The organism is Roseovarius sp. THAF8 (genome assembly GCF_009363735.1).
Lineage (GTDB): Bacteria > Pseudomonadota > Alphaproteobacteria > Rhodobacterales > Rhodobacteraceae > Roseovarius.
In genome coordinates this window covers 1,146,405-1,170,773 of the sequence record NZ_CP045410.1, presented here as the reverse complement: position 1 = coordinate 1,170,773, position 24,369 = coordinate 1,146,405, and the positions used below count along the sequence as shown (strand labels likewise).

The following is a 24,369-nucleotide window of genomic DNA, read 5'->3' as shown; positions in this document are numbered from 1 at the left end:
TCAGGCCTCCTCGGTGCCGCACCAGTCGGCGATGAAGAGTGCTGTGGTCTGGGTGACGCGGCGGAGGCTTTCGAGGTCGACCCGTTCGTTGAAGCCGTGGATCGCCTCGGCCCGGGGGCCGTAGACCAGCGCGGGCGCGTCGGCGTAGAGGCCGAAGAAACGCGCGTCGGTGGTGGCGGTGATTGGCTCGCGGGTGAGGGGGGTGCCGGTGACGGTCTGGTGGGCGGTCTCAAGCGCGGTGACGGCGTTGGTGGCGGTCTGCGAGCTGTCGCGGGAGAGCGCGTACCCTTCGGCGTGAAAGCCGTGATAGACGATCTCGGGCAGGGAGTTGCGCAGGAAGGCGTTTTGCAGTGCGGCGTCGCGGATGACTTGGCTGATTTCCTGTTTGGCAGCGTCTAGGGAGTGGCCGGGGAAGAGGCCCATGCGCACGTCGAAGACGGCCCAGGCGGGGACGGAACTGGTCCAGTCGCCGCCCTGAAACTTGCCGATGTTGAGGTTGAGCGCGTGGTCCATGTGGGCGTATTCGGGCGGGCGGTTGGCGGCGTCGTTCCAGCGGTGTTCCATGTCGTGCAGGGCCTGGATCAGTGGAAAGGCCGCCTCGATGGCGTTGGCGCCTGTGCCGGCATAGGCCACATGGGTGGGCAGGCCCTTGAGGTGGACCTGAAACCACAGGACGCCAAGCTGGGCCGAGACCAGGTGTTCGGCGAAAGGTTCGGGGATGAGCGCGGCCTCGGCGGTGTAGCCACGGGCGAGACAGGCGAGCGCGCCGTTGCCGGTGCATTCTTCCTCGACCACCGATTGGAAGTGGACGTCCGCCGCCGGGGCGAGGCCGCAGGCGCGGAGCGCGTCGAGGGCGAAGAGGTTGGAGGCGAGGCCCGCCTTCATGTCTCCGCCGCCGCGACCGTAGAGCCAGCCGTCGGCCACATGCGGCGCGAACGGCGGGCTGTCCCACATGTCGAGGGGGCCCGCGGGGACCACGTCGATATGGCCGTTGAGGATGAGGGAGCGGCCCCGCGCGGTTCTCGAGCGGTGGGTGGCGACGACGTTTACCGCGTCGTCATAGGGGCCGAGGACCGGGGAAAAGCCGGGGAGGTGCTGAATGTCGGCGAGGTCGATCTGCCAGCGGTCCACGTTGTAGCCACGGTCGTTCAGTTCGGAGGCCATTAAGTCCTGCGCGGATTGTTCGTTGCCCCGAGTCGAGGGGTGGGACGTGAGTTCGGTCAGGAACGCGACTTGTCGGTCGAAGGCGGCATCGACGGCGGCGCAGAGGCGGGTTTTGAGGTCTTCGGTCATGGGGGCTCAGAAAGTCGGAATGGGGGCGTCGGGAATCGAAAGGGGGGCGTCGGTGGCCTTGGTCACGTCCTCGACGCTGGTGCCTTCGGCGAGTTCGGTCAGGGCGAAGCCGTCAGGGGTGACGTCGATCACGGCGAGGTCGGTGAAGATGCGGGTGACGCAGGCGCTGGCCGAGAGGGGCAGGGCGCAGGTGGCCTTGAGCTTGGGGTTGCCGGCGCGGTCGGTGTGGGTGGTCAGCACCGCGACGCGGCGGGCCTTTTGCGCCAGTTCGATGCCGCCGCCCGCGCCGGGGCTGAACTTGCCGGGGATCTTCCAATTGGCGAGATCGCCGGTCTGGCTGACCTCGAAGGCGCCGAGCATGGTGAGGTCCAGCCGGCCGGAGCGGACCACGGCGAAGCTGGTGGCGCTGTCGAAGTAGGCGGAGCCGGGGACGGGGGTGACATAGGCGCCGCCCGCGTCGATCAGGTTGCGGTCGGCGCGGTCGGGCGAGAGGGCGGGACCGATGCCGGTCATGCCGTTTTCGGTGTGTAGGCAGACCGGGAAATCGGCGGGCAGGTGATTGACCACCTTCGTTGGCAGGCCGATCCCGAGGTTGACGACCATGCCCGGTGCAATCTCGCGCGCGGCGCGGGCGACCATGCGATCCCTAGCGTCGGACAACGGCGTAATCCTCTGATATTTCAGGCAGTTCCGTGACGTGATCGACAAAGACGCCGGGGGTGTGGACGGCATTGGGGTCAAGCTGTCCCAGGGGCACGACACGCTCGGCCTCGGCGATCACCAAGGGCGCGGCCATGGCCATGAGCGGGTTGAAGTTTTGCGCGGTGGCGACATAGGCGAGGTTGCCGAACGGGTCGGCAGTGTCGGCGTGGATGAGGGCCACGTCGGCGCGCAGGGCAGGCTCGACGAGGTAGGGCGTGCCGTTCATCTCGACCACCTGCTTGCCGCGAGCGAGTTCGGTGTCGATGCCGATATCGCTGAGGATCGCGCCGATGCCGGCGCCGCCCGCGCGGATGCGTTCGGCCAGGATGCCTTGGGCATTGAATTCGACCTCGAGCGCGCCGGAGTTCATCAGGCCGATGGCGTGGCTGTTGAGACCCAGGTGCGTGGTGATGAGGCGTTTGACCTGCCCGCTTTGCAGCAGGTGGTCGATGCCCATGCCGGGCTCGTTGGCGTCGTTCTTGATCAGGGTGAGGTCGCGGGCGCCGTGGGCCACCAGCGCGCGGATCAGGGTCATGGGCGTGCCGGGCACGCCGAAGCCGCCGACCATGATGGTGGCACCGTCCTTGATCTGGGCAATGGCGGCCTTGATGGAAGTGCGCTTGTCGGGGAGCCTCATGCCGCTGACTCCACCGGCAGGCCGATCTCAACCGCGAAGGCGTCGAGGGCGTCGCGAAGGATTGCCATCATTTCGGCGATTTGATCGACGGTGATGATGAGGGGCGGGGCGACGAGGAAATGGTCGCCCTTGGTCCCGCCGCGCGTGCGGCGGGAATAGAGGATGAGGCCGCGGGCATAGGCCAGTTCGACGAGGCGGTCGTGGGCGTTGAGTGCAGGGTCCAGCGGTGCCATCGTGGTGCGGTCGGAGACAAACTCGAACGCGGTCAGAAGCCCCTTGCCGCGCACGTCGCCGATGAACGGGTAGCGGTCCATCAGGGCGCGCAGTTCGGCCATCAGGACGTCGCCCATCCGGGCGGCGTTGCCGATGAGGTCGTGGTCCTCCATCTCTTCCAGCACGGCGAGGCCGGCGGCGCAGGCCAGCGGGTTGCCGGCATAGGTGAAGCCGTGGGCGAAGCCGACCGCGTCAAGCACCGGATCGACGAGGCGGCGGCCCGCGACCATAGCGCCAAGGGGCGCGTAGCCCGCGCCGAAGCCCTTGGACATGGAGACGATATCGGGGGTGATGCCCCAGTGTTCGGCGGCGAGGAATTTACCGGTGCGGCCCGCGCCGGTCATGACCTCGTCATAGATCAGCAGCACGCCGAACTCGTCGCAGATTTCGCGGATGCGGCCGTAATAGCTGTCGGGCGCGACCAGCGCGCCGGTGGAGGCGCCGCCGACGGGCTCCATGATGAAGGCAAGCACGGTGTCGGGGCCCTCGGCGAGGATCTTGTCGCGCAGGAGGTCGGCGTATTTGAGGCCGCGCGCCTCTTCCGTGAGGTTGTCGCGGTCGAGATAGGTGGTGGGGGCGGCGACCTTGGGCATCCCGCTCAGCATCGGCGCGAAAGGATCGCGCAAGGGGGCGTAGCCGGTGAGGTCGAGCGCGCCGAAGGTGCAGCCGTGGTAGGAGGGGAAGCGCGAGATGACCTTGTAGCGGTCGTTTTGGCCCTGGGTCAGCGCATACTGGCGGGCGAGTTTCACGGCGCTTTCAACGGCTTCGGAGCCGCCGGAGACGAAGAAGACGCGGTCAAGTCCATCGGGTGTCATGGCGACGGTTTTCGCCGCCAGATCCTCGGACGGGTGGGTGCGGAAATGCAGGCGGTAGCCGAAGGTGGCCTTGTCCATCTGCGCTTTCATCTTGGCCAGCACGCGCGGGTTGGAGTGGCCGATATTGGAGACCATCGCGCCGCTTGAGCCGTCGATGTACCGCTTGCCCGCCTCGTCGATCAGGTAGATCCCCTCGCCGTGGTCGAGGAAGGGTCGCGGGTTGCGCGACTGGTAGAAGAGGTAGGACGTGGTGTCGGTCACTTGGCGCCTGCAAGATGTTTGCGAAGAAATTCGCGGGTGCGTTCCTTGGTGGGGTTCTTGAAGACCACGCTGGGCGGGCCTTCCTCCACCACGACGCCCTTGTCCATGAAGAGCACGCGGTCGCAGACCGAGGCCGCGAAATCCATCTCGTGGGTGACGATGATCATGGTCATGTGTTCCTCGGCCAGTTTCTTCATGACCTGGTTCACCTCGTCCACCAATTCGGGGTCGAGGGCGGAGGTGGCCTCGTCAAAGAGCATCAGCTTGGGCTTCATGGCGAGCGCGCGGGCGATGGCGACGCGCTGCTTCTGGCCGCCGGAGAGTTGCGAGGGGTAATAGTCGATCCGTTCCAGCATCCCGACCTTGTCGAGCTGTTCCTCGGCCAGCTTGTCGGCCTCTTCGTTCGACAGGCCCTTGAGCAGTTTTGGCGCCATGGTGACGTTGTCGCGGGCGGTCATGTGGGGGAAAAGATTGAAGTGCTGGAACACCATGCCGATGTCCTGGCGCATCTGGTTGATGTGCTTTTCGTACTGGCGATAGGGCAGGTCCCTGTTTACCTGCACGCCGTCGAGCCAGATCTCGCCGCCCGTCAGCGCGTCGAGGTCGTTGATGGCGCGCAGGAGGGTGGACTTGCCCGAGCCGGAGGGGCCGATGATCGCCACGATCTGGCCGCGGGCGACGTTGAGGCTGATATCCTTGAGTACTTCCAGCTTGCCGAAGGATTTCTGGGCGTGCTTGATTTCGACGAAATGGTCCTTGTCGGTCATGGTTGGTCTCCTGACGATCAGCGCGAGATTGCGATGCGGCGTTCGATACGGCGCTGCACCCATTCCATGCAGAGGTTAATGACGTAGTAGAAGGCGGCGGCGACGAGGTAGAACTCGAACGGCCTGTAGGTGGCTCCGATCACGCGTTGGGCCGAGAGGGTCAGCTCGCTGACGCCGATCACCGAGACAAGCGCGCTGTCCTTCAGAAGCGCGATCATGTTGTTGCCGATGGGCGGGATCACGTCGCGCACGGCCTGCGGGATCACCACCTTGCGCAGCGCCTGGCCACGGCTGAGGCCGACGGTGCGGGCGGCCTCCATCTGGCCCTTGTCGACCGAGAGGATGGCGGTCTGGATCAGTTCGGAATTGTAGACCGCGAAATGCAGGCCAAGCCCGATGATGCCGGCGACGAAGGCGGGCAGGTCGATGCCGATCTGCACGAGGCCGAAATAGATCAGGAAGAGTTGCAGGAGCAGCGGCGTGCCCATGAAGACCCATTCCAGCAGGCGGAAGGGCTGGCGGATGATCCACGGCGCGTAAAGCGCGATGACCGCGAAAATGATGCCGCCGAAGAAGCTGACGAGCGCGGCGGCGACGGCGATGAAGATCGTCCAGAGGCAACCCAGCAGGATCACGTCGAGGTGTTCCGGAACAACCGTGAAGTCGAGGCCCATTCTGGTTTTCCTTTCCGGTCAGTTAATCTGGACGCGGCGATCGAGCCAGGCGACGGCCCGGCCGGTGGCGTAGATGATGATCATGTAGAGAAGGCCCGCGAGCAGGAACATTTCGAACGGTTTGTAGGTGGAGCCGATGTAGCGCTGGGCGGTGTAGGTGAGTTCCACGACCGAGATGGCCGCGACCAGCGCCGTGGACTTGATGAGCATGTTGAGGTTGACGCCGAGCGGGCGGACCATCAGGCGCGCGGCCTGGGGCAGGGTCGTGTTGTAGAACGCCTGCCAGCGGCTGAGGCCGAGAGTGCGGGCCGCCTCACGCTGGCCCTTGGGGATCGAGATGATCGCGCCGCGGATGGTTTCGGTCATGTAAGCGCCCACGTTGACGCCGAGGCCGATGACGCCCGCCTCGAACGCGTCGAGCTGGATGCCGACCTGGGGGCCGCCGAAATAGAGGATGAAAAGCTGGATGAGCGCGGGCGTGCCGCGAAAGACGCTGACATAGGCCGCGCCGAGGAAACGGAAGACCGCGAGGCGCGACAGGCGCATCGCCGCGCCGAGCGCGCCACACGTAAGGCCGAGCAGGGCGGTCAGCACGGACAGTTGGATCGTGACCCAGGCGGCCTGCAGGAAGAAGGGATAGACCCTTTGCATCAACTCTATGTCCATGGCGTTTCCTTCTGGCAGGTCGCGGGGCCGGGGCGTGGCGAAGACATTCCGGCGAAATCGGGAGCGTGGCTGAACAGGTCAGGGGCAAGACGCACCGCGCCCGGGCGGTCAGCCGGTCCAATCCGGGGCAGGGGTCCGGAAGGCCCCGCCAACCTGCGATGGCGGCGGGGCAAAAGGGCTTAGCGGATGTCCGCGCCGACCCATTTTTCGGCGATTTCCATGTAGGTGCCGTCTTCCATCATGGAATCCAGCGCCTCCTGCATGGCGGCGGCCAGTTCGGGGCTGCCTTCGCGGATGGCGATGCCCGCGCCGAAGGGTTCGGTCGTGGGGTCGGCGAACATCTCGTATTCCTGGCCCTTCTCGCCCATGGCGAGGATGGCGGCGATGGAATCGTTCACGATGGCGTCGACGCGGCCGTTTTCAAGCTCCAGGAGCAGTTCGGGCAGGCCCTTGTAGGTGCTGACGTTGTATCCACGCTCGCGCGCCCAGTCCTCATGGGTTTCCCCCAGGGTCAGGCCGACCTTCTTGCCTTCGAGATCCTCGAGGCTGGTGATACCCGAGCCGGGCTGGGTGAAGATGGCGCGCTTGTCGGAATAATAGGGGCCGACGAAATCCACGACCTCGTCCCGCTCCTCGGTGATGGTCATGGAGCCGACGATGGCGTCGTACTTGTTGGACAGAAGCCCGCCGATGATTCCGTCCCACGCGGTGGTGACGATCTCGGCCTCGAGCCCCATGCGCTTGGCCATCTCGGTGCCGATGGCGGGGTCGAAGCCCACCACCTCGTTCTGGTCGTTGACGAAGTTGAACGGCGGGTAGGCGCCGGACATCGCAATGCGGATGACACCCTTTTCCTTAAGGGTTTCAAGTTCTTCCGCGGCGGCGGGGGCGAGGCCCGCCACGGCAAGGCCCATGGCCGCGACAACGGATTTCAGAACGGTTCGGCGGATTGTCATATGTGTCTCCATGTTGATTTTCGGCGCCGGGTCTTTTGCCCGTGCGGCATTGGCGGCCTGCGCCGCTTGCGCAAAAGCCTTGCATGGTCGGAATTATCGCGCAAATAAATAATAAGCATTCTTATTATAGAGAAAATCTATGAGCCTGCCGCAGCGCCGTCGCTTTCCCTGGAACCTGGACTGGAACCTGTTGCGCACCTTCATGGTGATCGTCGAACAGCGCGGCATCTCGAAGGCGGCGAGCCATCTGGGCCTGAAACAGCCCACGGTCTCGGCGGCCCTGAAGCGGCTGGAGCAGAGCATCGGCAAGACGCTGGTGATCCGCAAACCCAACGAGTTCACCATCACGCGGGCGGGGCAGGTCCTGTATACCGAATGCGCGACGATCTTCGGCACGGTGTCGCAGATCCCGGCGATCCTGGACGAGGACAAGGCCGAGCTGCGCGGGCACTTGTCCATCGCGATCACCTCTTCGGTGATATCGGAACATTTCGACGGTGTGCTGAACCGCTTTGCGCAGGCGCATCCCGGCGTGACCTATTCCTTCACGGTGTTCGAGAGCGACGAGGTCGAGACGATGATAAAGCTCAACCGCGCCAGTTTCGGGATCTGCCTGCTGACGACGATGCCCAAGAACCTGAGGACGATGGTGCTTTACCGCGAATATTTCGGCCTTTACTGCGGCGCGCGGCATCCGTTGTTCGGGGCGGATGCGATCCTGCCGGAGGATCTGGAGGGCGAGCCGTTCGTGGCCTTCCAGACCGAGGCGGAAGGCGGACCGCTGGAGGCGATCTCGCAGCTGCGCGCCCGGCTGAACCTGTCGCGCAACTGGCGCGGCGTGTCGTCCAGCCTGAACGAGATCCGGCGCATGATCATGGCGAATGTGGGGATCGGGGCGCTGCCGCTGCACGTGGCGGCGCAGGACGTGGCGGCGGGTCGAATCCGCCAGCTGCCCCCGTTCGATGATCTGCCGATGGTCGACATATACTTGCTGAGCAACCCGTCGCGACGGCACTCCGAGGCGGAGGCGAAGTTCCTGGAGGCGGTCGAGGACAGCCTGTCACGGACCGCGCTGAAGGATCGGACCTATGGAGCGTCGGCGCCGGTCTGACGGGATCGGACGCGAATCCGGCAGGGCATCGGCCCGATCCGGGCGTGCGCCTCGACCGGAGCAGTCACCCGAAAGCCGAAGGGAAGTGTCGCGTGTGATCGCCTTTGGGGTAGATTGGTGTGCTTGCGATAGCTACCATTTTCGACAGGCTGCACGCGAGCGGGTCAGGGATGCAAGGTGACTTGTCGAAACGAGTGCCACAGGGATAAAACGGTGACGGATCTGAGCGATTTGAAATTCCACACGGGCCGACGGTGCGTTGACCGCGGCCGCGACGGTAAGTCGTGTCGACTAGTCGGATACTGCAATGCAGGATGAGCAACGGGCCTTGCGCGTCGGTTTGGTGCTCGGCGATCCCAACGCGGCAAGACCTGACAGTGCGCGTCTGGTCGAAATCCTCGATGACATGGACCTGGTCGACCTGGTGTGCATCGTCGCCTCGGGCGAGGAGGCCACAAGCGCAACCAGCCTTATGTCGTCCGCTTTGGCGCTTGAAACGGCCGTCACCCGGCAAACCGCGCGGGACGTACCGATACCCGGCCTGCATGACCGGGACATCCTGCCCGCGGATCCCGGGATCGTGCCGGACCTTGACCTTATCCTCGATGATTCGGGAATTCCCGCCGTCGAAGAGCTTGCCGGAAACGCGCAACATGGAATTTGGCGGCTTTCGACGGTTGATCCGGTGAGCGGGCTTCATGCTGCGGTGACGAATGCGCCGGTCACGCCGGTCCGCCTGTGGAGTTTCACGTCGGAGAAAGATGGCTGGCGGAGGATTGCCGAAACGGAGTTTGACACCAAGTTCCTGGCCTCGCGCAACCTGCTGTTTCAACGCGAGAAGGCCGTGCGCTTCCTGACCGGCCAGTTGGCGCGCCTTGCGCTGTGCGAGGTGCCGGCGCTGGAGGAGCTGCCGGACGAGGTGCCTGACGACAAGGCGGCGTCGGTTCTTCAGTTGCCGCAATATGTCGGGCGCGTTGCGGCGGAAGCCGCAGTGCGCAGCGCCAACACGATCCGTGCGCGCATGGGCGGGCGTCCCGGGAGATTTTGCTTGCGGCTGGCGGAGGGCACCGCGCTGACCTTCGATCCGGTTTCGGCGGTCGAGTTCGACGCGCCTGCCGGGTCGTACTGGGCAGATCCGTTTCTGATTGCGCATCAGGGCGCGGTCCATGTGTTCTTCGAGGTGTTCGATTACCGCTCGGGGCGCGGACATATCGCGGCAGGCCGTCTGAACGCGGGGCGGCTGGATTTCGTCGGGGATGCCATCCGGACCTCTTATCACTTGTCCTATCCGTTCGTGTTTCAGCACGGCGACGACATCTTCATGCTGCCCGAGACGAGCGAAGGGAAAAGGCTGGAACTTTGGCGTGCGACCGACTTTCCGCTGGGGTGGACGTTGCATGCAACGGCGATGGAGGGTGTAAGCGCGTCCGACAGCACGTTGGCCAAGGTGGGCGGGGATTGGTGGTTGTTCACCAATCTTTGCGAGGACAGTTTCGATGATTTCTGCTCCGAGTTGCATCTGTTTCGTGTCGATGGGCCGGACCTGGCCGAGATCACCCCGCATCCGATGAACCCGGTCGTGGTCAACTCGCGCACCGCACGCGGGGGAGGGCGCGTGTTTCAGCAGGACGGGCGGTTGTTTCGCCCGAGCCAGGACAATTCGCATGGCACGTATGGGTACGGGCTGAACATCATGGAGATCGAGGCGCTGGACATGGACCGCTACCAGGAAAGGCTGGTGCGCCACATCACGCCGCGGCAGGTGCCCGGAACCATCGGCATCCACCATATCGACGTGTTGGACGGACAGGTGATCTTCGACGTTCGCAAACGCTGAACGGGCAGGTCAGATCGCGGGCATCACCAGTATCCGGCTGCGCAACAGTGCAGCGATGCAGATCGACCAGACGGTGATCTCGGCTGCGGCAGTGGCCAGTAAGAGGGTCGCCGAGCCGCCCGCAAGCGGAAGCAGGCCGACAATATAGATGACCGACAGGCACAGGGCGGTCAGGCCAAGCCCGGGCAGCGTGATCTCTACCAGGTCGGCCACGGTGATTCCGGCGGCACGCATCATCAGGGTCACCGATACGCACATGGTCACACAGGTCTTGAGCAGGACCGCCAGCGCCGCGGCTTCGGGGGAGTGCCGGCCGATGGCGAAGAGCAGTGTGACAAGCAACAGCGTGTCGCCCAGCCGCACGAAGAACTGCTGCTTTGAACGGCCCAGACATGTCAGCGTCGGCTCGAGAAGAAAGCTGAGGCTTTCTATGAGGCGCGCGATTGCGATGATCGAGATGATCGTGACGGCGGCCGCCCAGGAGGGGTCAAACACAGCCGTGACGATATCGGACGCCAGGACGCTGACGGTGATCATGGCCGGCGCCATGAGGGCGAAGCACAGCGCGACATTGTTCTTCCAGAGGGTTCGGATGTCAGATTGGTTGTCCGACGCTTCCTTGCGCGCGAATTGTGCCCAGCTGATGATGCCCATCGGCTGTGTCACGACGTCCGCGGCCGTGTTCGCGATGCGCGAGCCGGCCCGGTAGGCGCCCACCGCGGCGGGATTGAGAAAGGCGCCGAGGATCAGGTCCGCGCCATAGTTCGACAGCATGCCCAGCGAGGACGAGCCCCAGAGCGGCCAGGCCTCGCGCAGGCCGCTGCGGATGGTCGCACGCTTGATGCGGGGTTTCGGCACGATGCGCACGAGCGCTGCATAGAGCACCAGGATGAAGGCCATCGAGGTCAGACGCGACATGACCAAAGCCTCGATGCCGAAGCCTGCCCGGAACATGCCAACAGCCGTCGCCAGGGCCACCAGCTCTGACAGCAGAACCAGGATTGCGGTGGCCCGAACCCGACCGTCGCGCACCAGATGGGCTTCGAGCCATGCGCTGAACGAGGCGAGGACCGGAATAGGGGCGAGGCCGACCAGGGCGAAGGCCGTTCCAAGGTCCGACAGGTTGCCGATGGACAGACCGATGAGAACCATCGTCATCGACCCGGCGGCGCCGATAGCGAATTGCAACGCGAATAGCGTGTCGCGATCCGCTATCAGGTCCTTGGTGCGCAGGATCGTCTGATAGACGCCGGTATACATGAGGGTGGTGAAGATGACGCACAGTGCCGAGGCGATTGCGAAGCTGCCGAATTCCGCAAGGTCCAGCGCGCGAGACGCCACGAGGATGAGCACGAAGGCGCAGACCTGAGAAACCACCCTGGAGGCGACGCCGACGGCGAAAGGCGACAAGAGGGTCCGCAGCATCAAATCCCTTCCCGATCCGATCGCGCCAAAGGCTCAGGGCCCCTTTGGCCTTACTGTCTGAATTCCGTGTGATTCCAACAGGTCGATGAACCTGTCTCGGAACTGGGTCTCGTCGAAACGCGCGGCATGCGACATGATGAGCCGGCTGTCCAGCCGTTGCAGCTGTTCGGATTCGAACAGTCGCACCGCGTCGACCAGAGAATCGGCCGTCTGGTCGTGGAAGAGATGGCCGGTCTCTCCGTCCACCACGGTGTCGAGCACGCCGCCGCGACCATACGCGATCACGGGCCGACCCGCCGCCATGACTTCCACGGGCAGGATGCCGAAATCCTCTTCGCCGGGAAAGATCAGGGCCCGGCACGCGGCAAAGTAGGATTTCAGCTTGTCGTCCGAGACACGACCCAGGAAGCGGATATTGCGCCCGGCGCCCCGGGCCAGGGCACGTCGCGCCTTGTCAGGTCCGCCGATGACGATCAGGGGCTTGTCGAGGCGATTGAACGCCTCGATCGCGAGATCGGGGCGTTTGTAGGAGGTCAGTTCGCCGGCATAGAGGTAGAACGATCCGACTTCGGTATCGGGCGAAGGGGCGAAAGCCGACACGTCGACGGGCGGATGGATCACGTGCGACGTGCGCCGCCAGTACTTCATGATCCTGCGCTGCACGAAATGCGAATTCGCCACAAAATCATCGACCCGTGCAGCGCTCGTGACGTCCCAGCTTCGCAACCGGCTGGTCAAGGGCCCCATCAGGGCCCTGGTCAGCGGATCGGTGTTCTTGCGGTAGAGGCCGTACTGGTCCCAGATGTAGCGCATGGGGGAATGCACATAGCTTAGATGCAGGGCATTGGGTTGCGGGATCACCCCCTTTGCGGGACCGGATTCGGACGAAATCACAAGGTCGTAGGCGGACAAATCCAGGTCTTCCAGCGCGCGCGGCATCTTCGAGACATACTTGGTGTAAAAGCGCCGCGCCATCGGCAGCCGCGCGATGTTCGTCGTGAAGACCCTGTGGCGCCGGATCGTGGAGCTGACTTTGCCAGGATCGTAGACATGCGTGTAGATGTCGGCATCGGGAAAGAGGCGGCAGAGGGCTTCAAGCACTTTTTCACCGCCGCGCATGCCGACCAGCCAGTAATGTATCAGCGCGACGCGCGGTTGCGCCCCGTGCAGAATTGCGGGGCCGTGGGACGCAGAGCCACGCACCTCGGCCTCGGACCGGCCGGATTGCCCGGGATCGAGGGGTTGAACGAGTGATACGTCGACCGTACTCATGCCATTGGGACCTTTTCGCCTACGTGCGCAACTTGTTTAACACAATGCCTTCGACCGGCAGTCGCAGCTTTTGCAGCATGGCCAGCCCTTCCTTCACTTCGCTGCGCCTGGTCTTTTCGCTTTCGATGACAAGAACGCGATTGTCCGATGCCTTGGCGACGATGACGGAAAAGGCCGAGGACAGGAGCGCAGGTCCCTGCAGAATGACCATGTCGTAGAGCTGTTTGAGTTCTTCGACGATCGCCTCGATATCCAGGCTCGAAAGCTCCTCTGCGATTTCGGGCGAGGGGCGTGCGCACACCAGAACGTCGAACGGCATGTCTTCAGGCGTGCTGATGGCCTGTTTCAGGTCGCACTCGCCTGCGATTACATCTGCCAGGTCATGCTGAACCTTCCAATGGAATTGCCGTGCCACGGTTGCCTGGCGCAGGTCGAAATCTACGAAAATCGCGGCGCGACCGGAGCGCGCCGACACTTCCGCCAAGGCCAGCGCCGTGGTCGTGCGGCCTTCGCCTGGCTTCGTGGACAGCACCGTCACGCTTGTGGAGATCGCGAATTCATCGCGCATCAGCAGCATCGTCATGAGCTTGCGAATATTCTCGGCGAAAGGCGAATACGGCTTCTTTCGAATGTGTTTCAGGAAACCGCGAGTCGAGAACCAGCGTTCGGCGGGCAAGGTGGCGACGACGGGAAGGCCGATCTCGTCGGCGACCTCCCTCGGCGTTCGGAAGGTCGTTGCGGTCAATTCGGCCATGAAGGCCCAGACGGATACAAGGGCCAACATCGTGGTGCCGGCCAGCGCGGCCATCAGTTTCGGCCTCGGCGCAGAGGGGCTCAACGGCAGGGTGGCGCGCTCGATCAGCTTGGCCTCGGCGTTTTGCAGGCGTTCCTGGGTGCGCGCGTCGGTGAGCTTTGAAAGCAATGCCTCGTAGGTCTGGCGTGCGGCCTGTGCCTGCCGTTCGGTCTTGCGCTGGGCGATTTCACCGCGGGACATTTCGACGACGCGCCGTTCCATCTGGCTGATGGTCTCGCCGATCGCGTCCTCACTCAGCCGCGCGACCTCGTATCCGCTTTCGAGATTCTCCAGTTCGAGACGCACTTCCAGGGCGATTTCGTCCTCGATCTGTTTCAGATCGCGGAGGATGCGGGCGCGGCGGGGGTGATCGGGCCCCACGGTTTCGGCCCATCCGGCATCAAGCTGACGCAGATCGACAGCGCGCTCTTGCAGGTCGTCCATGGCAGTGCTTGGCACCAGGGCCGCGGCCGCAAGCGGGCCCTGGTTTTCCATGACCTGACGCAGCTGAAGCATCTGCGCCTCGGCCGTCGTGCGCGCGGCGCGCGCTTCGACCAGTTGATTGTTCAGCCTCGATATCTGTTCGCTGGCGTTTTCCAGCGTGCCGCCATTCGCAAGCAGGCTTTCGGTCCGCATCTTGGCGACGTCTTCTTCCGTCTTGGCCACTTCATCGCCAAGCGCTTCCAGCCGCTCTTCGAGCCAACTTCCGGCTTGTCGGATCGTTTGCCTGCGGGTGTCGACCTGATTGGCGAGGTAACGCTCTGCCAGCACGTTGGGCAGGTCCATCGTGAGCTGTGGATCGCGCGACGAAAACGACATCACGATGACATAGCTTTCGTTTTCGGCCCAGACCGTCAATCGTTCGCGCACCGCCCAGACAAGCCCGTCCATGAGCGTTTCCTGCGGCAGCTCGTTCAGTTCCGGAACGAGGGCGAGGATACGCTCGCGCCCGACCGTTTCGATGACATCCTGAAGCAGGAGATTGGAGGTCAGAATCGCGATTTCGCCGTTGATCACCTGTTGCGACGGTTCGCGGTTTTCAAGAACCTCGATGCCGGTGAGAAACTGGGCACGGCTGGGGTCGAGCAGGATTTTCGTTGTCGCGCTATAGGAGAAGGGCAGAAGGCTGACGAGGAAATATGCCGTGTATGCGGCCAACGCGCTCAGGCCCAGGATCAGCTTCCAGCGGCGCAAGAACTGTCCCAGAAGCGCGCGCATGTCGACGGCGTCAGGATCACGCGATCTGCTTGCGCCGTGCATCGACGCGTCGACCCGCATCCGGTCGGACTCCGGGAAGACCGTATTCATCCGAGACCACTCCAGTTTACAATCACTTGTCTTACCCTGCCGTCAAAATCACGCCGCTTTTCAAGCGGACGGACAGACACGTATACATGCCGATCCGAATGCGGCTGGGATACTAAATTCGTAAAAACCCCCGTCCAATTAAGCTTGGGAGCGCCGCTTCGAGTCAACGAATACCGGGAAATGCATTTGATCTTGGGTCAGAATGTGAACAGTCTTGGAGAATTGTTGCTATTCGTGCGTAAAAGTGAACGCTGAGCGGGTTTTGGGAGATCAGGTTTCGGGTGTTCTGCATGATGATTCGCGCTGTGCGATAGAGCCGACGATCACTCTCGTCCCAAGACCATTTTGGTGTCCTTGTGAAGGCAATTCTGTGGCATAACCTGCTGGGTTTCGCCATCTGTCATGTCTGGTTCCTGGTAGCCGCACGATAATCGAGGCTTGTCGGCATACGGCCTGCACGCAGCTTTCGCGGACCGGGGTCGAAGGTCTTATCGTTGCCAAATCATGTCCAATTCACGCGATGCCACCGCACTGCTTACGCGCTTGGGGTGCATGGCGCGCGGTTTGAGCGAAATTGGACAATTTTCTTTGTTTGAGCGCGGGATCGTCTAGTCTTGGTACCGCGACACGCGCCAAGGTGCGGGGCGGTGCGTTTTTTCAAAGTTCGTCGATGAACTGCGCAGTCGATTATTTGTAGGGGCCTGATTTGGAAATCGTTCCAAGCACATTTCTTGCGCTTGTTGCTGCCGCAACGCTGCTTTGGATCGGCCCGTTCCGGGGACTTTGGGCATTCGTCGGACTGGCGCCGTTCGGCGCCGCGGCCGCCTTCAACCTACCGGCGCTCGGTGGGGCCACGATAGGGCAGCTCGAATTCACGTTGTGCATCGTCTTCTTCATAGCCATTGCCCGTCATGGCGGGCCGGATCGTATTCTTGGGACCCTGATGCCCTTGCAGCCCGGTTTCTTCCTGCTTCTGCTCCTGATCTACTGCTTCATCTCGGCTGTGTTCTTTCCGCGGATCTTTGCGGGCGATACGGAGATCTTCGGATTGTCGCGCGCGGTGAACGAAGATCGGATCATCTCCATCCCTCTTGCGCCATCGAGCGGCAACATCACGCAGAGCTTTTATTTCCTTTTGTCGTCCCTCGTCTTTCTGGCCTTGGCGACGCTCTATCGCCTGCGGCCGGATGAAGGGGCGGTGTTCAAGGCACTGGTGATTTGCACATCGGTCAATTTCGCGCTCGGGATGATCGACGTGGTCTCTGCCGCTGCCGGATTGAAGACACTGATGGACCCGCTTCGGACGGCGAATTACGCCATGGCTGTTTTCCATGAAATGGCGGGTATCAAACGCATGGTGGGCGGCATGCCCGAAGCTTCGGCGTTCGGTTCCTTTTCTGTCGTGCTCTTCGGATTCTGGCTGCATTACTGGACGGTGTCGGCCAGGTCACGGCTGGTCACGGCGATGCTCCTGATCGCGCTTTTCTGTGTCCTGCGCTCGACCTCGTCGGGGGCCTATGTCGCGCTGGTATTGCTGCTGATATACTATTCCATAGCGGTACTGTTCAGATCGGCCGGAGGGGCGTTTCCGAGACGGGTGGCCTTCTATCTTGTCACGACGATCGCGGTCGCGTGGCTGGCCGGCATCGCGATGCTGGTCGGGTACCATATGTTCGACGTCGTGGAGCGGTTCCTGAACGAAACGCTTTTCAGCAAGCTTCAAAGCGACTCGGGCGTCGAGCGGATGGCGTGGAATGCCCAGGCGTACAAGAATTTCACGGATACGTGGCTGATGGGGGCGGGGCTTGGCAGTGTGCGGGCATCGAACTGGTTCATGGCTTGCCTCGGCAGCCTGGGGGTCCTTGGTACGGCACTTTATCTCTTGTTCCTGGCCTCGTTGTTTTCGGCACCGGCAAGAACCGGGTCGAAACCACGCGACAACGTCATTCAAGCCCTGAAGGTGGCGTGTCTGGCGCAGATCATCGCGGCAATGCTGACGGCAGCTACGCCGAACCTGGGCACGCTCTTTTTCATCTTCGCGGGCCTGGTTGTCGGGCTGTCGCGCAGCCGGATCGTGGTGCGGGCGGACAACGCCTCCCAGTGGCTTGCGCACCCGCGACCCGCGCATGGACTGCGCCGGAGGCAAGTGCCTTGATCCGCGCCGTGCGACCTTGGGTTCTGGCCTTCGTGGCGATGACGAGCGCCGTTGCAGCCGAGCCGCTGCGGGGGCCTTTGCTGGGTGCGGCGTCGAATTTCGGCCAAAGCTGGCAGCCGGAGGCGCTCGCGGGAGGTCGAAAGCTGGGCGTCGAGGTGTTTCGCGACGAGGTGATCTGGAACCACGTGGAACAGTCGGACGGACGGCTGGAGTTCGGGTCAATGCGCGAGGCATACCCGGAGATGCTTGCGGAGCTTGGCGCGAATCTGCTTCTTCTGGCCTATAGCGGGCACCCGAACTGGGAGGAGGGGCATGTGCCGCAAGACGCAGAGGGGCAGGCGGCGTTCGCGAATTATCAGACGCGGATCCTGCAGCGGTTTCCCGCCATAGAGGCGATCGAGATCGGCAACGAGTTCAATTCGTGGGAGTTTGCGGAGCTCGAAGGCTGGCCACCCGACCTTCAGGCGCGGGCGGAGGCCTATGTGGACCTGCTTGCGACCACCGCGGGCGCCGTTCGAGCGATCAGGCCGGAGATCGAGATCCTGGGCGGAGCGGCGCATTCGGTTCCCGTGGCGTGGGCCGAAGCCGTGGTTGCCGCCGGTGGTCTGGTGCACATGGATGCCTTCGTGTTGCACCCCTATACGAGCAAGCCGGAAATGATCGGGCGCCAGATCGACGTGCTGCGCCAGGTGCCGGGCCTGTCGGACATGCCGATCGCCATCACCGAGTTCGGCACCACCGATGCCGACCAGGCCCCGGATTATCTTGTGCGTATGTATTGCCAGATGGCGCTTGGCGGCGTGAACCGTGCAATCTGGTACCCGTTCAGCCCGCGTGGCGACGGGCTGGTCCCCATCGTTGACGATGACGGAACGCCGACGGCCACGGGGCAGGCTTTCGCGCTTATCCGTGCGCATCTCGAAGGCCGGGTCGCAAGCGATGTCGCACCCGACCCCTTTACCTATGCGTGCAAGTTCGGCCAGAGCGCGTTGGTGATATGGGGCGCGCCGCGCGGCGTCATGTTGGCCCCGGGTTTGCGGGCATTGAACAGCGCGGGCCTCATGCTGGAGGCACCTTTGCGGTTGTCGCGCGACAAGACGCTCTTGATCCTTTCGGATGGCCCCCCGGTCGAGCTGGGTGACACGGTCAGGCTCGGTCCTCAGCGGGTGCTGGCCGACAGCTATGACGGGTTTTCGTACCTGGAGGTCGAGGACAGGTCCCTGTTCGTCCGGCGGGGTGAGACCGACCTGCCGCTGGAACCGCGTCCTGGGCAGGAGAGCGACGGCGTCCCCTGGACCCCCTATCTGGCCCTGCCGCAGGACGGGACGGTCCGGGTTGGCGCGGATTGGGCCGTGCCGTCATCCTGGGGGCCGGACGACCCGGTGTCGGTTGTCTATCGGTACGACACGCGCGCGCCGCGCGAGGTCGATCTGCGCGTAGAGGTCGCGCCGGACGCGGACAGCACGGACGGGGTTCTGTTGACAGTGCGGCACGAGGGGCGCGTCGTGTCGAAGACCGTCGTTTCGACGCCGACGACCCTGCGATCCGACGGGATAGCTCTTGGTGCCGGTGAAGGCGTGGAGGTCATCCTGGGGCCAAACCGCAGCGCCGAGGGGGACCACACGCGCTGGCGCGTGACCGTACTGAGTGCGCAATGACAGAGGTCATGGCATCGACGCCGTCGCGGTACGCTGCTGACGATAGGGTCGAGCGCGTGGTGGTGTTCAACGATCACAGTAGCCGCAACGGCGGAGCCGCGATCCTTGCGCTGCTTCTGATCCAGAAGCTGAGGGAACGCGGGCTGGCCGTAAGTTTCGTCACCGGGGATGCGGGCGACAATCCGGAACTTGCCGATCTGGGCGTCGACGTGATCGCGTATGGTGGCAGCGATCTGCTGAGCCGGTCGAAGGGGGAGGCCCTTGCCCGGGGATTGCATGACGCTGCGGCGGAGAAGTTTGTCGCCCGGGCCGTTTCCGGGCTGGATGGGCCGGGAACGGTCTATCACATGCATAACTGGTCCCAGATCTTTTCGCCGTCGGTCTTTCGGGCCCTGAGGCCGGTCGCGGACCGGGTATTCCTGCATGCCCACGACAATTTTCTGGCCTGTCCGAACGGGATGTACATGAATTATCGCCGTGGTCATAGTTGCCCGCTGGTGCCGCTGAGCGCGGCCTGCTGGATGACGAACTGCGACAAACGCAACTATGCGCACAAGCTTTGGCGTGCTGCACGCCACGCGGTCTTGTTCCGGCACATTGACCGGCAAGCGCCCTGGGCCGGTGTCATCGCGATCCACGAGCAGCAGGTGGAAAAGTTCCGACGCGCGGGGTACCCGGAACGTCTGTTGCGGGTCGTGCGCAACCCGGCCGAACCCTACACCGCTACGCGGGTTGAGGCGGAGGAGAATGATCTTTTGGTCTATGTCGGCCGCTTGGAACGGGACAAGGGGGTCATGGACCTGGTCGAGGCCGCGGCACGCACCGGCCAGCGATTGAGGCTGATCGGGGTTGGCGATCTGCATGACCGGATCGAACGAGACTATCCCACGGTTGAACTGGCAGGGTGGCAGCCCGCGGACCGGATCGGTGCGCTGGTCGCCGATGCGCGCGCGCTAGTCATGCCCTCCCGACATCCCGAGACCTTTGGTCTCGTGATTGCCGAGGCCGCGCAATGCGGCCTTCCGGTGCTTGTCTCGGACCAGACGGCGTTGGCGGCGGATGTCGAACGCCTGGGCTGCGGGCTGGCCTTTGATGTGTTCGATCCTGCGGACGTCGATGCCAAGCTGTCACGCATCCGGGATATGAACAGCGCGGAGGTCGCCGGAATGAGCAGACGAGGTTTCTCCGACGGATCACTCCTGTCGACGACACCGGACAGTTGGGCTGACATGCTGGTCGAACTCTATGGTGCTGCCGTGGCGCGTTGAGCGACGGAGAGCCGGCGTCGTGCCTATACCTGTCCGGCCCGAAGAAGGCGGTTGAACGCGCGTCGCTTGAGATCGAGATACCGGGGCGGAAGCACGGTTTCCGCGGTGCGATAGGTGAACTTGCGGAAACGCCGCGCCGCGCCGGGCGGTGTCAGGCCGCGTTCCAGTGACCCTTCGCAGAGCGCGCGCGTCTCGTTGGCGAATTCCTTTTTGTAACGCTCGTCGCCGCGCCCTAGATCTATCTCGGTCAGTCCTTCTTTCGCGGCCTGCCGGACACAATGCAGCAGCAACCCGAGCCCGGGCGTGTACCGAGACGCCGCGTTGTCGTAGGTGGGAAACCACCAGTGCCAGGTGTTTTCCGACCTCATCCCGAAATGCGCCGCGACAAGGCGGTCGCCCGCATAAAGCGAAGAGAGGCGGCCCGAGAATTCCGGCTGATCCGTGCCGCGAATCCGTTCGAGGACCTGCATCGCCCACGGCTGATCGAGCACGAACCGCGCGCCCATCGCAGCGATCGCCGCCCGCTTCCAGGTCAGAAAGGTTGTCCAGGTATCGGCTGCCTTGTCATCCGTTTCGAACCGGACCGGCCCAAGTTCGCGCTCCATTTTTCGCAGTTTGCGCTCGACGTTTTTGAGTGCGCTGCCAGAGTTCATCCGCCCCGCACGCCAGGCCTCGATCCCGTCCGAGAGGTCTATCAATGGTGACCCGGTCCGTCGAAACGCATTTCTTTCGAACAAGGGGGTGTCGCGGAGCGCATGGTCGAAATCGTATGTGGAGAGGCCGCACGCCACCAGTAAATCGCGCGGATGCAAGGCCTCTGGCGCCTCGCCCACGATGCCCTGGTAATCGGCAATCGGCGCGGCCAGTGGTGCCCCACGCGCGCCGGGCCGACGGTGAAATGGAAAGAACCCCTTTATGGTGTCGCCGTCCCGCAGGATGGCGATTTTGACGTCACTGCGGACGTCGGCAACGACCTGAAGGAACGCGAGCGAAAAGAACGGGCTGCGCAACAGAGGGTTGCCCGCCTGCAATTGGCGCCATGTCTGCATGAGCCCGGAATCGAGGTCTGACGGGTCGATCAATTCGATACCAGGCCGGAGCTTGCTTGAGATAGGGTTCATGTCGGCAACAGTAGTGGAGGGCACTGGTTGCGTATAGTGAGCAAAACTCGGGGCCCTTTGAAAAAGGCCTGCCGAGATACGCGTGTAACCGGGTTCCCGCAGGGCGGGCGCTGCCATGTTTCGTATGCGGCGATGGATTGACGCGCGCGGCAAATTCTTTCTAGCTGGGTGCGCCATTCGCAGGAAAGCAATTCGCCCGATGTTCACGTCCCAGTCCGAAGCCCGTGTTGCCATAATTGTCGCTTCGAAAGGGCGATCGGACGTATTGCAAGGGCTTGTTCCATTTATCAACCGGCAAACCCTGAAACCGGCGAAACTGGTTTTCGCGGTCACCAGTCCTGCCGATGCCGATTTCGACCTTGAGACCCTTCTGGACCCGGCAATCTCGGGTGAGGTGATCATCAGCGCGGCCGGGGCGTGCAAGCAACGCAATCGCGCCCTGGACAGGCTGGGGGACGACATCGACTTTTGCGTTTTCTACGACGACGATTTCTACCCGTCCCGTCATGCATTGTCCGAACTGGTGCGGGGCTTCGGGTTTCACGAGGATGTGGATGGCATTACCGGGACGCTTGTCGCGGACGGCATCAACGGGCCCGGGCTCTCGCCCCAAGAGGCCGCGACCATGCTGAGCGATTGGGACACCGCTTTCGACCCTGATCCTCAGGCCCCCCCGCGGATCGTTCGGGACACACTTGGGCTTTACGGCTGCAACATGGCCATACGCAGCAGTGCCGCTCATGGTCTGCGGTTCGATGAAGTGCTGCCGGCCTATGGATGGCAGGAAGATGTCGATTTCGGTGCGAGACTGCCTGGGCGCTGCGTTCAGATCGAGAACTTCACGGGTGTGCATCTGGGAACCAAGGCAGGAAGAGAGAGTCGCGGTGAGCTTCTTGGGTACAGCCAGGTCGTGAACCTGCACTACCTGTGGCGGAAGGGCACGGTCACTGCCGGTCACGCCCTGAACCTCGTCCTGAGAAACGTGGTGGCCAACCACGTCAAGGCGCTCCGGCCGGAGCCGTGGATCGACCGTGCGGGCCGGATGCGTGGGAACTGGCGCGGTCTCTGCGATGTGCTGCTCGGGCGGGCGACTCCAGGCAGAATCGATTCGCTCTAAAGGCGTTTCGACGGTCATCGCGATCGAGCGATTTTGCTCTACCGCTCTTGTTCAGGGACGATTTTTGTCCGCAAGCACCCGGTTTGAAGCGGTCTCACAAGGTATTGGAAACAATCTTTTTCAAGCCTGCAGTGCAATCTGTCGCGAAAGAAGAGTTGCGAGAGGCGGATGCGCGCTCTGCGTGTGTGGAGTCGAATTTCCTTAATGGAAAGTTAAAACATGTGATATGTTGGATTGCGGCAATTTGATGTCATTTTAAGGAAAGGTTTCGGGCGATAGCGGCCCGAAAATTGGGGGAAATACTATGTTTGTGTTTGAAGATCCTGCTAAGCAGGGTCCAGTTGAGGTATTGCCTAATGGAAAGGTCGAAGTTCCGTCATATTTGAGCGGTCGCACTGACGCCCGAAGATCCGCATCTGTAACCAAGTTATTGCTCGATAAGGTCATTGCCGGTTCCGCTCTTCTGGCTCTTTTTCCCGTGATGCTGGCGGCAGCAGTAGCGATCAGGCTTACAACTGGCGGTCCCGTGTTCTTCCAGCATCGAAGGGTGGGCCTCGGCGGGCAACAATTCGGCTGCCTCAAATTCTGCACGATGGTTCCGGATGCCGAGAACCTGCTTCAGTTCATTCTGAAGACGGACCCGGTCGCGCGTGCCGAATGGACGGCAAACTACAAGTTCGAGAATGACAGCCGTGTCACGTGGGTTGGACGGTTTCTGCGGCGCACCAGCATCGACGAGCTGCCACAGCTGATCAACGTGCTGCGCGGCGACATGACGCTAGTCGGACCGCGGCCGATCACCCAGGCGGAGCTGGAATTCTACGGATTGCACGCAGCGTACTACAAGTCCGTGCGCCCGGGGTTGACCGGCCTGTGGCAGGTCAGCGGACGCAGCGATACGGATTATCCCGAACGTGTCGCACTTGATGTACGCTATATTCGGTCGGCATCCCTTTCGTCGGATCTGAAGATCCTGCTTCAAACAATCGGAATTGTTCTGGCACGTCGCGGTGCTGTATGATGGCGTATAGATCCCGGTAAAAGGCGTTGCCTCGATGCGATCGGTTGAAACGGTGACACAGCTCCAGAGGTCTGATCTCGCTCTTGCACACACTGACAGCGTCTCGTCTGTCAGCCGTATCACGATCAACGGCAAGTTCCTGCAAGGTGATCTGATGCGGAACGGCGTGCACCGGACCGCCCTGAACTTCTCCGCCCAGATCATGCGGCGGGCGCAAGGGGTCATACCGGCCAGGATCGTGGCACCGCACGTGAACGACGTCAGGACCGTAGGCATGCTTGGCCTGGAGCCTGAAGTGTTCGCCGGCCGGCTTGGCAAGGGCCAGGGGTGGGAGATGTTGACCTTGCCGGCGCTGACCCGTGGGGAACTTCTGGTCAATTTCTGCAATCTGGGTCCGATCCTGCATCGCAACAGCGTCGTGATGATCCATGACGCGCAGATCCTGACACAGCCCCAGTCCTACAGCCGGCGGCAGGTGCTGGGGTACCGGCTGCTCTGGCGGCAGATCTCGCGGCACGCGCGCGCGATACTGACCGTGTCAGAGCATTCGCGCCAGACACTCGCGGAGCTGGGTTTTGCGCCTCTCGACAAGACGTTCGTGGTGCATAACGGGACGGACCATATCCTGCGCACCGCCCCGGACGAAACGATACTGCAACGGATGAACCTGGCCGACCGGCGCTTTGTAGTGGCGTTGGGATCGCTGCAACCGCACAAGAACCTGGCGACTTTGTTCCGCGCTTTCGAGGCTCCGCAACTGGCCGATGTCCCATTGGTGCTGGTCGGGCAGCCCGGGCGCCGGGACTACGAGGCGCGCGGGTGGTCCCCGCCAAGAAACGCAGTCTTCGTGGGGCCGGTAAACGACGCGGAATTGCGTGCGCTCTATACGCAGGCAACGGCCTTTCTCTTTCCGTCGGTCACGGAAGGGTTCGGCCTGCCTCCGATCGAGGCGATGCATTGCGGGACGGCCGCGCTGGTGTCGGACGGCGGCGCGATCCCGGAGGTCAGTGGCCCGGGTGCTTGCGTGTTGCCGACGCGTGATCCCGGTGCGTGGGCGGAGGCAGTGCTGAAATACCTGGGGGACGACGCCGCACGATCGGCGCTTGAGGCCCGGGGGCGGGTGCGTGCGCAACAATTGACTTGGGATCAGGCCGGGGCGACACTCTGGCAACGCCTTTCTACGATGCTTTAATACTTATTCGGCGCGAAAAAAGGCGCCTTACATCATTGGACAACACC

General features: G+C 63.0%; 20 protein-coding genes. 8 read left to right on the top strand and 12 right to left on the bottom strand.

The genetic code is table 11. From position 1 onward, the window contains the following. From FIU85_RS05665 to FIU85_RS05630, 8 genes are all read right to left on the bottom strand, one after another. A complete protein-coding gene (locus FIU85_RS05665; protein WP_152496182.1) occupies window positions 1–1,293 on the bottom strand; it encodes an ArgE/DapE family deacylase in 1,293 nt (430 codons plus the stop codon). A 6-nt stretch (window positions 1,294–1,299) separates the two neighbouring features. Further along, on the bottom strand, window positions 1,300–1,953 hold the full coding sequence (locus FIU85_RS05660; protein ID WP_254703012.1) for a 3-oxoacid CoA-transferase subunit B: 654 nt from the start codon (window positions 1,951–1,953) through the stop codon (window positions 1,300–1,302). Next, window positions 1,940–2,632 (bottom strand): CoA transferase subunit A, encoded by a 693-nt coding sequence (locus FIU85_RS05655; protein WP_152496181.1) that lies wholly within the window; start codon window positions 2,630–2,632, stop codon window positions 1,940–1,942. The genes FIU85_RS05660 and FIU85_RS05655 overlap by 14 nt, the downstream gene beginning before the upstream one ends. Continuing rightward, window positions 2,629–3,981 carry an aspartate aminotransferase family protein gene (locus FIU85_RS05650; protein WP_152496180.1) on the bottom strand — a complete coding sequence of 451 codons (1,353 nt, stop codon included), beginning with the start codon at window positions 3,979–3,981 and terminating at the stop codon, window positions 2,629–2,631. The genes FIU85_RS05655 and FIU85_RS05650 overlap by 4 nt, the downstream gene beginning before the upstream one ends. Further along, complete coding sequence (locus FIU85_RS05645) at window positions 3,978–4,748, bottom strand: amino acid ABC transporter ATP-binding protein (RefSeq protein WP_152496179.1); 771 nt, start codon at window positions 4,746–4,748, stop codon at window positions 3,978–3,980. Before FIU85_RS05645 ends, FIU85_RS05650 begins: the two co-directional genes overlap by 4 nt. Window positions 4,749–4,765: 17 nt before the next feature. Then, on the bottom strand, window positions 4,766–5,422 hold the full coding sequence (locus FIU85_RS05640) for an amino acid ABC transporter permease (protein WP_152475523.1): 657 nt from the start codon (window positions 5,420–5,422) through the stop codon (window positions 4,766–4,768). Between the two features lie 18 nt (window positions 5,423–5,440). Continuing rightward, window positions 5,441–6,088, bottom strand: a complete 648-nt coding sequence (locus tag FIU85_RS05635) for an amino acid ABC transporter permease (protein ID WP_152491708.1) — start codon at window positions 6,086–6,088, stop codon at window positions 5,441–5,443. 179 nt (window positions 6,089–6,267) lie between these two features. Next, the gene (locus tag FIU85_RS05630) at window positions 6,268–7,044 is read right to left on the bottom strand and encodes a transporter substrate-binding domain-containing protein (RefSeq protein WP_152496178.1); all 777 of its coding nucleotides are present in this window, start codon (window positions 7,042–7,044) and stop codon (window positions 6,268–6,270) included. Between the two features lie 139 nt (window positions 7,045–7,183). Between FIU85_RS05630 and FIU85_RS05625 the strand changes: the two genes are divergently transcribed. Continuing rightward, a complete protein-coding gene (locus FIU85_RS05625) occupies window positions 7,184–8,155 on the top strand; it encodes a LysR family transcriptional regulator (protein WP_152491710.1) in 972 nt (323 codons plus the stop codon). 307 nt (window positions 8,156–8,462) lie between these two features. Beyond that, the gene (locus FIU85_RS05620; RefSeq protein WP_152496177.1) at window positions 8,463–9,992 is read left to right on the top strand and encodes a hypothetical protein; all 1,530 of its coding nucleotides are present in this window, start codon (window positions 8,463–8,465) and stop codon (window positions 9,990–9,992) included. 9 nt (window positions 9,993–10,001) lie between these two features. Here the strand turns inward: FIU85_RS05620 and FIU85_RS05615 are convergent, their stop codons facing one another. The 3 genes from FIU85_RS05615 to FIU85_RS05605 are packed head-to-tail and all read right to left on the bottom strand — an operon-like array spanning window position 10,002 to window position 14,790. After that, the gene (locus FIU85_RS05615) at window positions 10,002–11,417 is read right to left on the bottom strand and encodes an oligosaccharide flippase family protein (protein WP_152496176.1); all 1,416 of its coding nucleotides are present in this window, start codon (window positions 11,415–11,417) and stop codon (window positions 10,002–10,004) included. Between the two features lie 33 nt (window positions 11,418–11,450). Beyond that, window positions 11,451–12,689: a glycosyltransferase gene (locus tag FIU85_RS05610; RefSeq protein WP_152496175.1), complete on the bottom strand. Its 1,239-nt coding sequence runs from the start codon at window positions 12,687–12,689 to the stop codon at window positions 11,451–11,453. A 19-nt stretch (window positions 12,690–12,708) separates the two neighbouring features. After that, window positions 12,709–14,790, bottom strand: coding sequence for a polysaccharide biosynthesis tyrosine autokinase (locus FIU85_RS05605; protein ID WP_152496174.1), 2,082 nt, complete (start codon window positions 14,788–14,790; stop codon window positions 12,709–12,711). A gap of 706 nt (window positions 14,791–15,496) precedes the next feature. Here FIU85_RS05605 and FIU85_RS05600 point away from each other — a divergent pair. Genes FIU85_RS05600 through FIU85_RS05590 form a run of 3 tightly spaced genes read left to right on the top strand, consistent with a single transcriptional unit; the run spans window position 15,497 to window position 19,871 of the window. Then, window positions 15,497–16,945 (top strand): hypothetical protein, encoded by a 1,449-nt coding sequence (locus FIU85_RS05600; protein WP_152496173.1) that lies wholly within the window; start codon window positions 15,497–15,499, stop codon window positions 16,943–16,945. An 8-nt stretch (window positions 16,946–16,953) separates the two neighbouring features. Beyond that, entirely contained in the window at window positions 16,954–18,603 is a 1,650-nt protein-coding gene (locus FIU85_RS05595) for a hypothetical protein (protein WP_172978808.1), read from the top strand. An 8-nt stretch (window positions 18,604–18,611) separates the two neighbouring features. Continuing rightward, window positions 18,612–19,871 carry a glycosyltransferase family 4 protein gene (locus tag FIU85_RS05590; protein ID WP_216648894.1) on the top strand — a complete coding sequence of 420 codons (1,260 nt, stop codon included), beginning with the start codon at window positions 18,612–18,614 and terminating at the stop codon, window positions 19,869–19,871. A 23-nt stretch (window positions 19,872–19,894) separates the two neighbouring features. Here FIU85_RS05590 and FIU85_RS05585 read toward each other — a convergent pair whose 3' ends face one another. Next, a complete protein-coding gene (locus FIU85_RS05585) occupies window positions 19,895–21,199 on the bottom strand; it encodes a GNAT family N-acetyltransferase (protein ID WP_172978806.1) in 1,305 nt (434 codons plus the stop codon). On the opposite strand from FIU85_RS05585, the gene FIU85_RS05580 reads away from it, so the two are divergent. From FIU85_RS05580 to FIU85_RS05570, 3 genes are all read left to right on the top strand, one after another. Continuing rightward, complete coding sequence (locus tag FIU85_RS05580) at window positions 21,192–22,109, top strand: glycosyltransferase family 2 protein (protein WP_152496169.1); 918 nt, start codon at window positions 21,192–21,194, stop codon at window positions 22,107–22,109. The two genes, FIU85_RS05585 and FIU85_RS05580, sit on opposite strands and share 8 nt — an antisense overlap. Before the next feature lie 430 nt (window positions 22,110–22,539). Beyond that, window positions 22,540–23,130: a sugar transferase gene (locus FIU85_RS05575; RefSeq protein ID WP_254701800.1), complete on the top strand. Its 591-nt coding sequence runs from the start codon at window positions 22,540–22,542 to the stop codon at window positions 23,128–23,130. Window positions 23,131–23,164: 34 nt separating this feature from the next. Next, window positions 23,165–24,322: a glycosyltransferase family 1 protein gene (locus tag FIU85_RS05570; protein ID WP_152496168.1), complete on the top strand. Its 1,158-nt coding sequence runs from the start codon at window positions 23,165–23,167 to the stop codon at window positions 24,320–24,322. Window positions 24,323–24,369 lie beyond the last annotated feature (47 nt).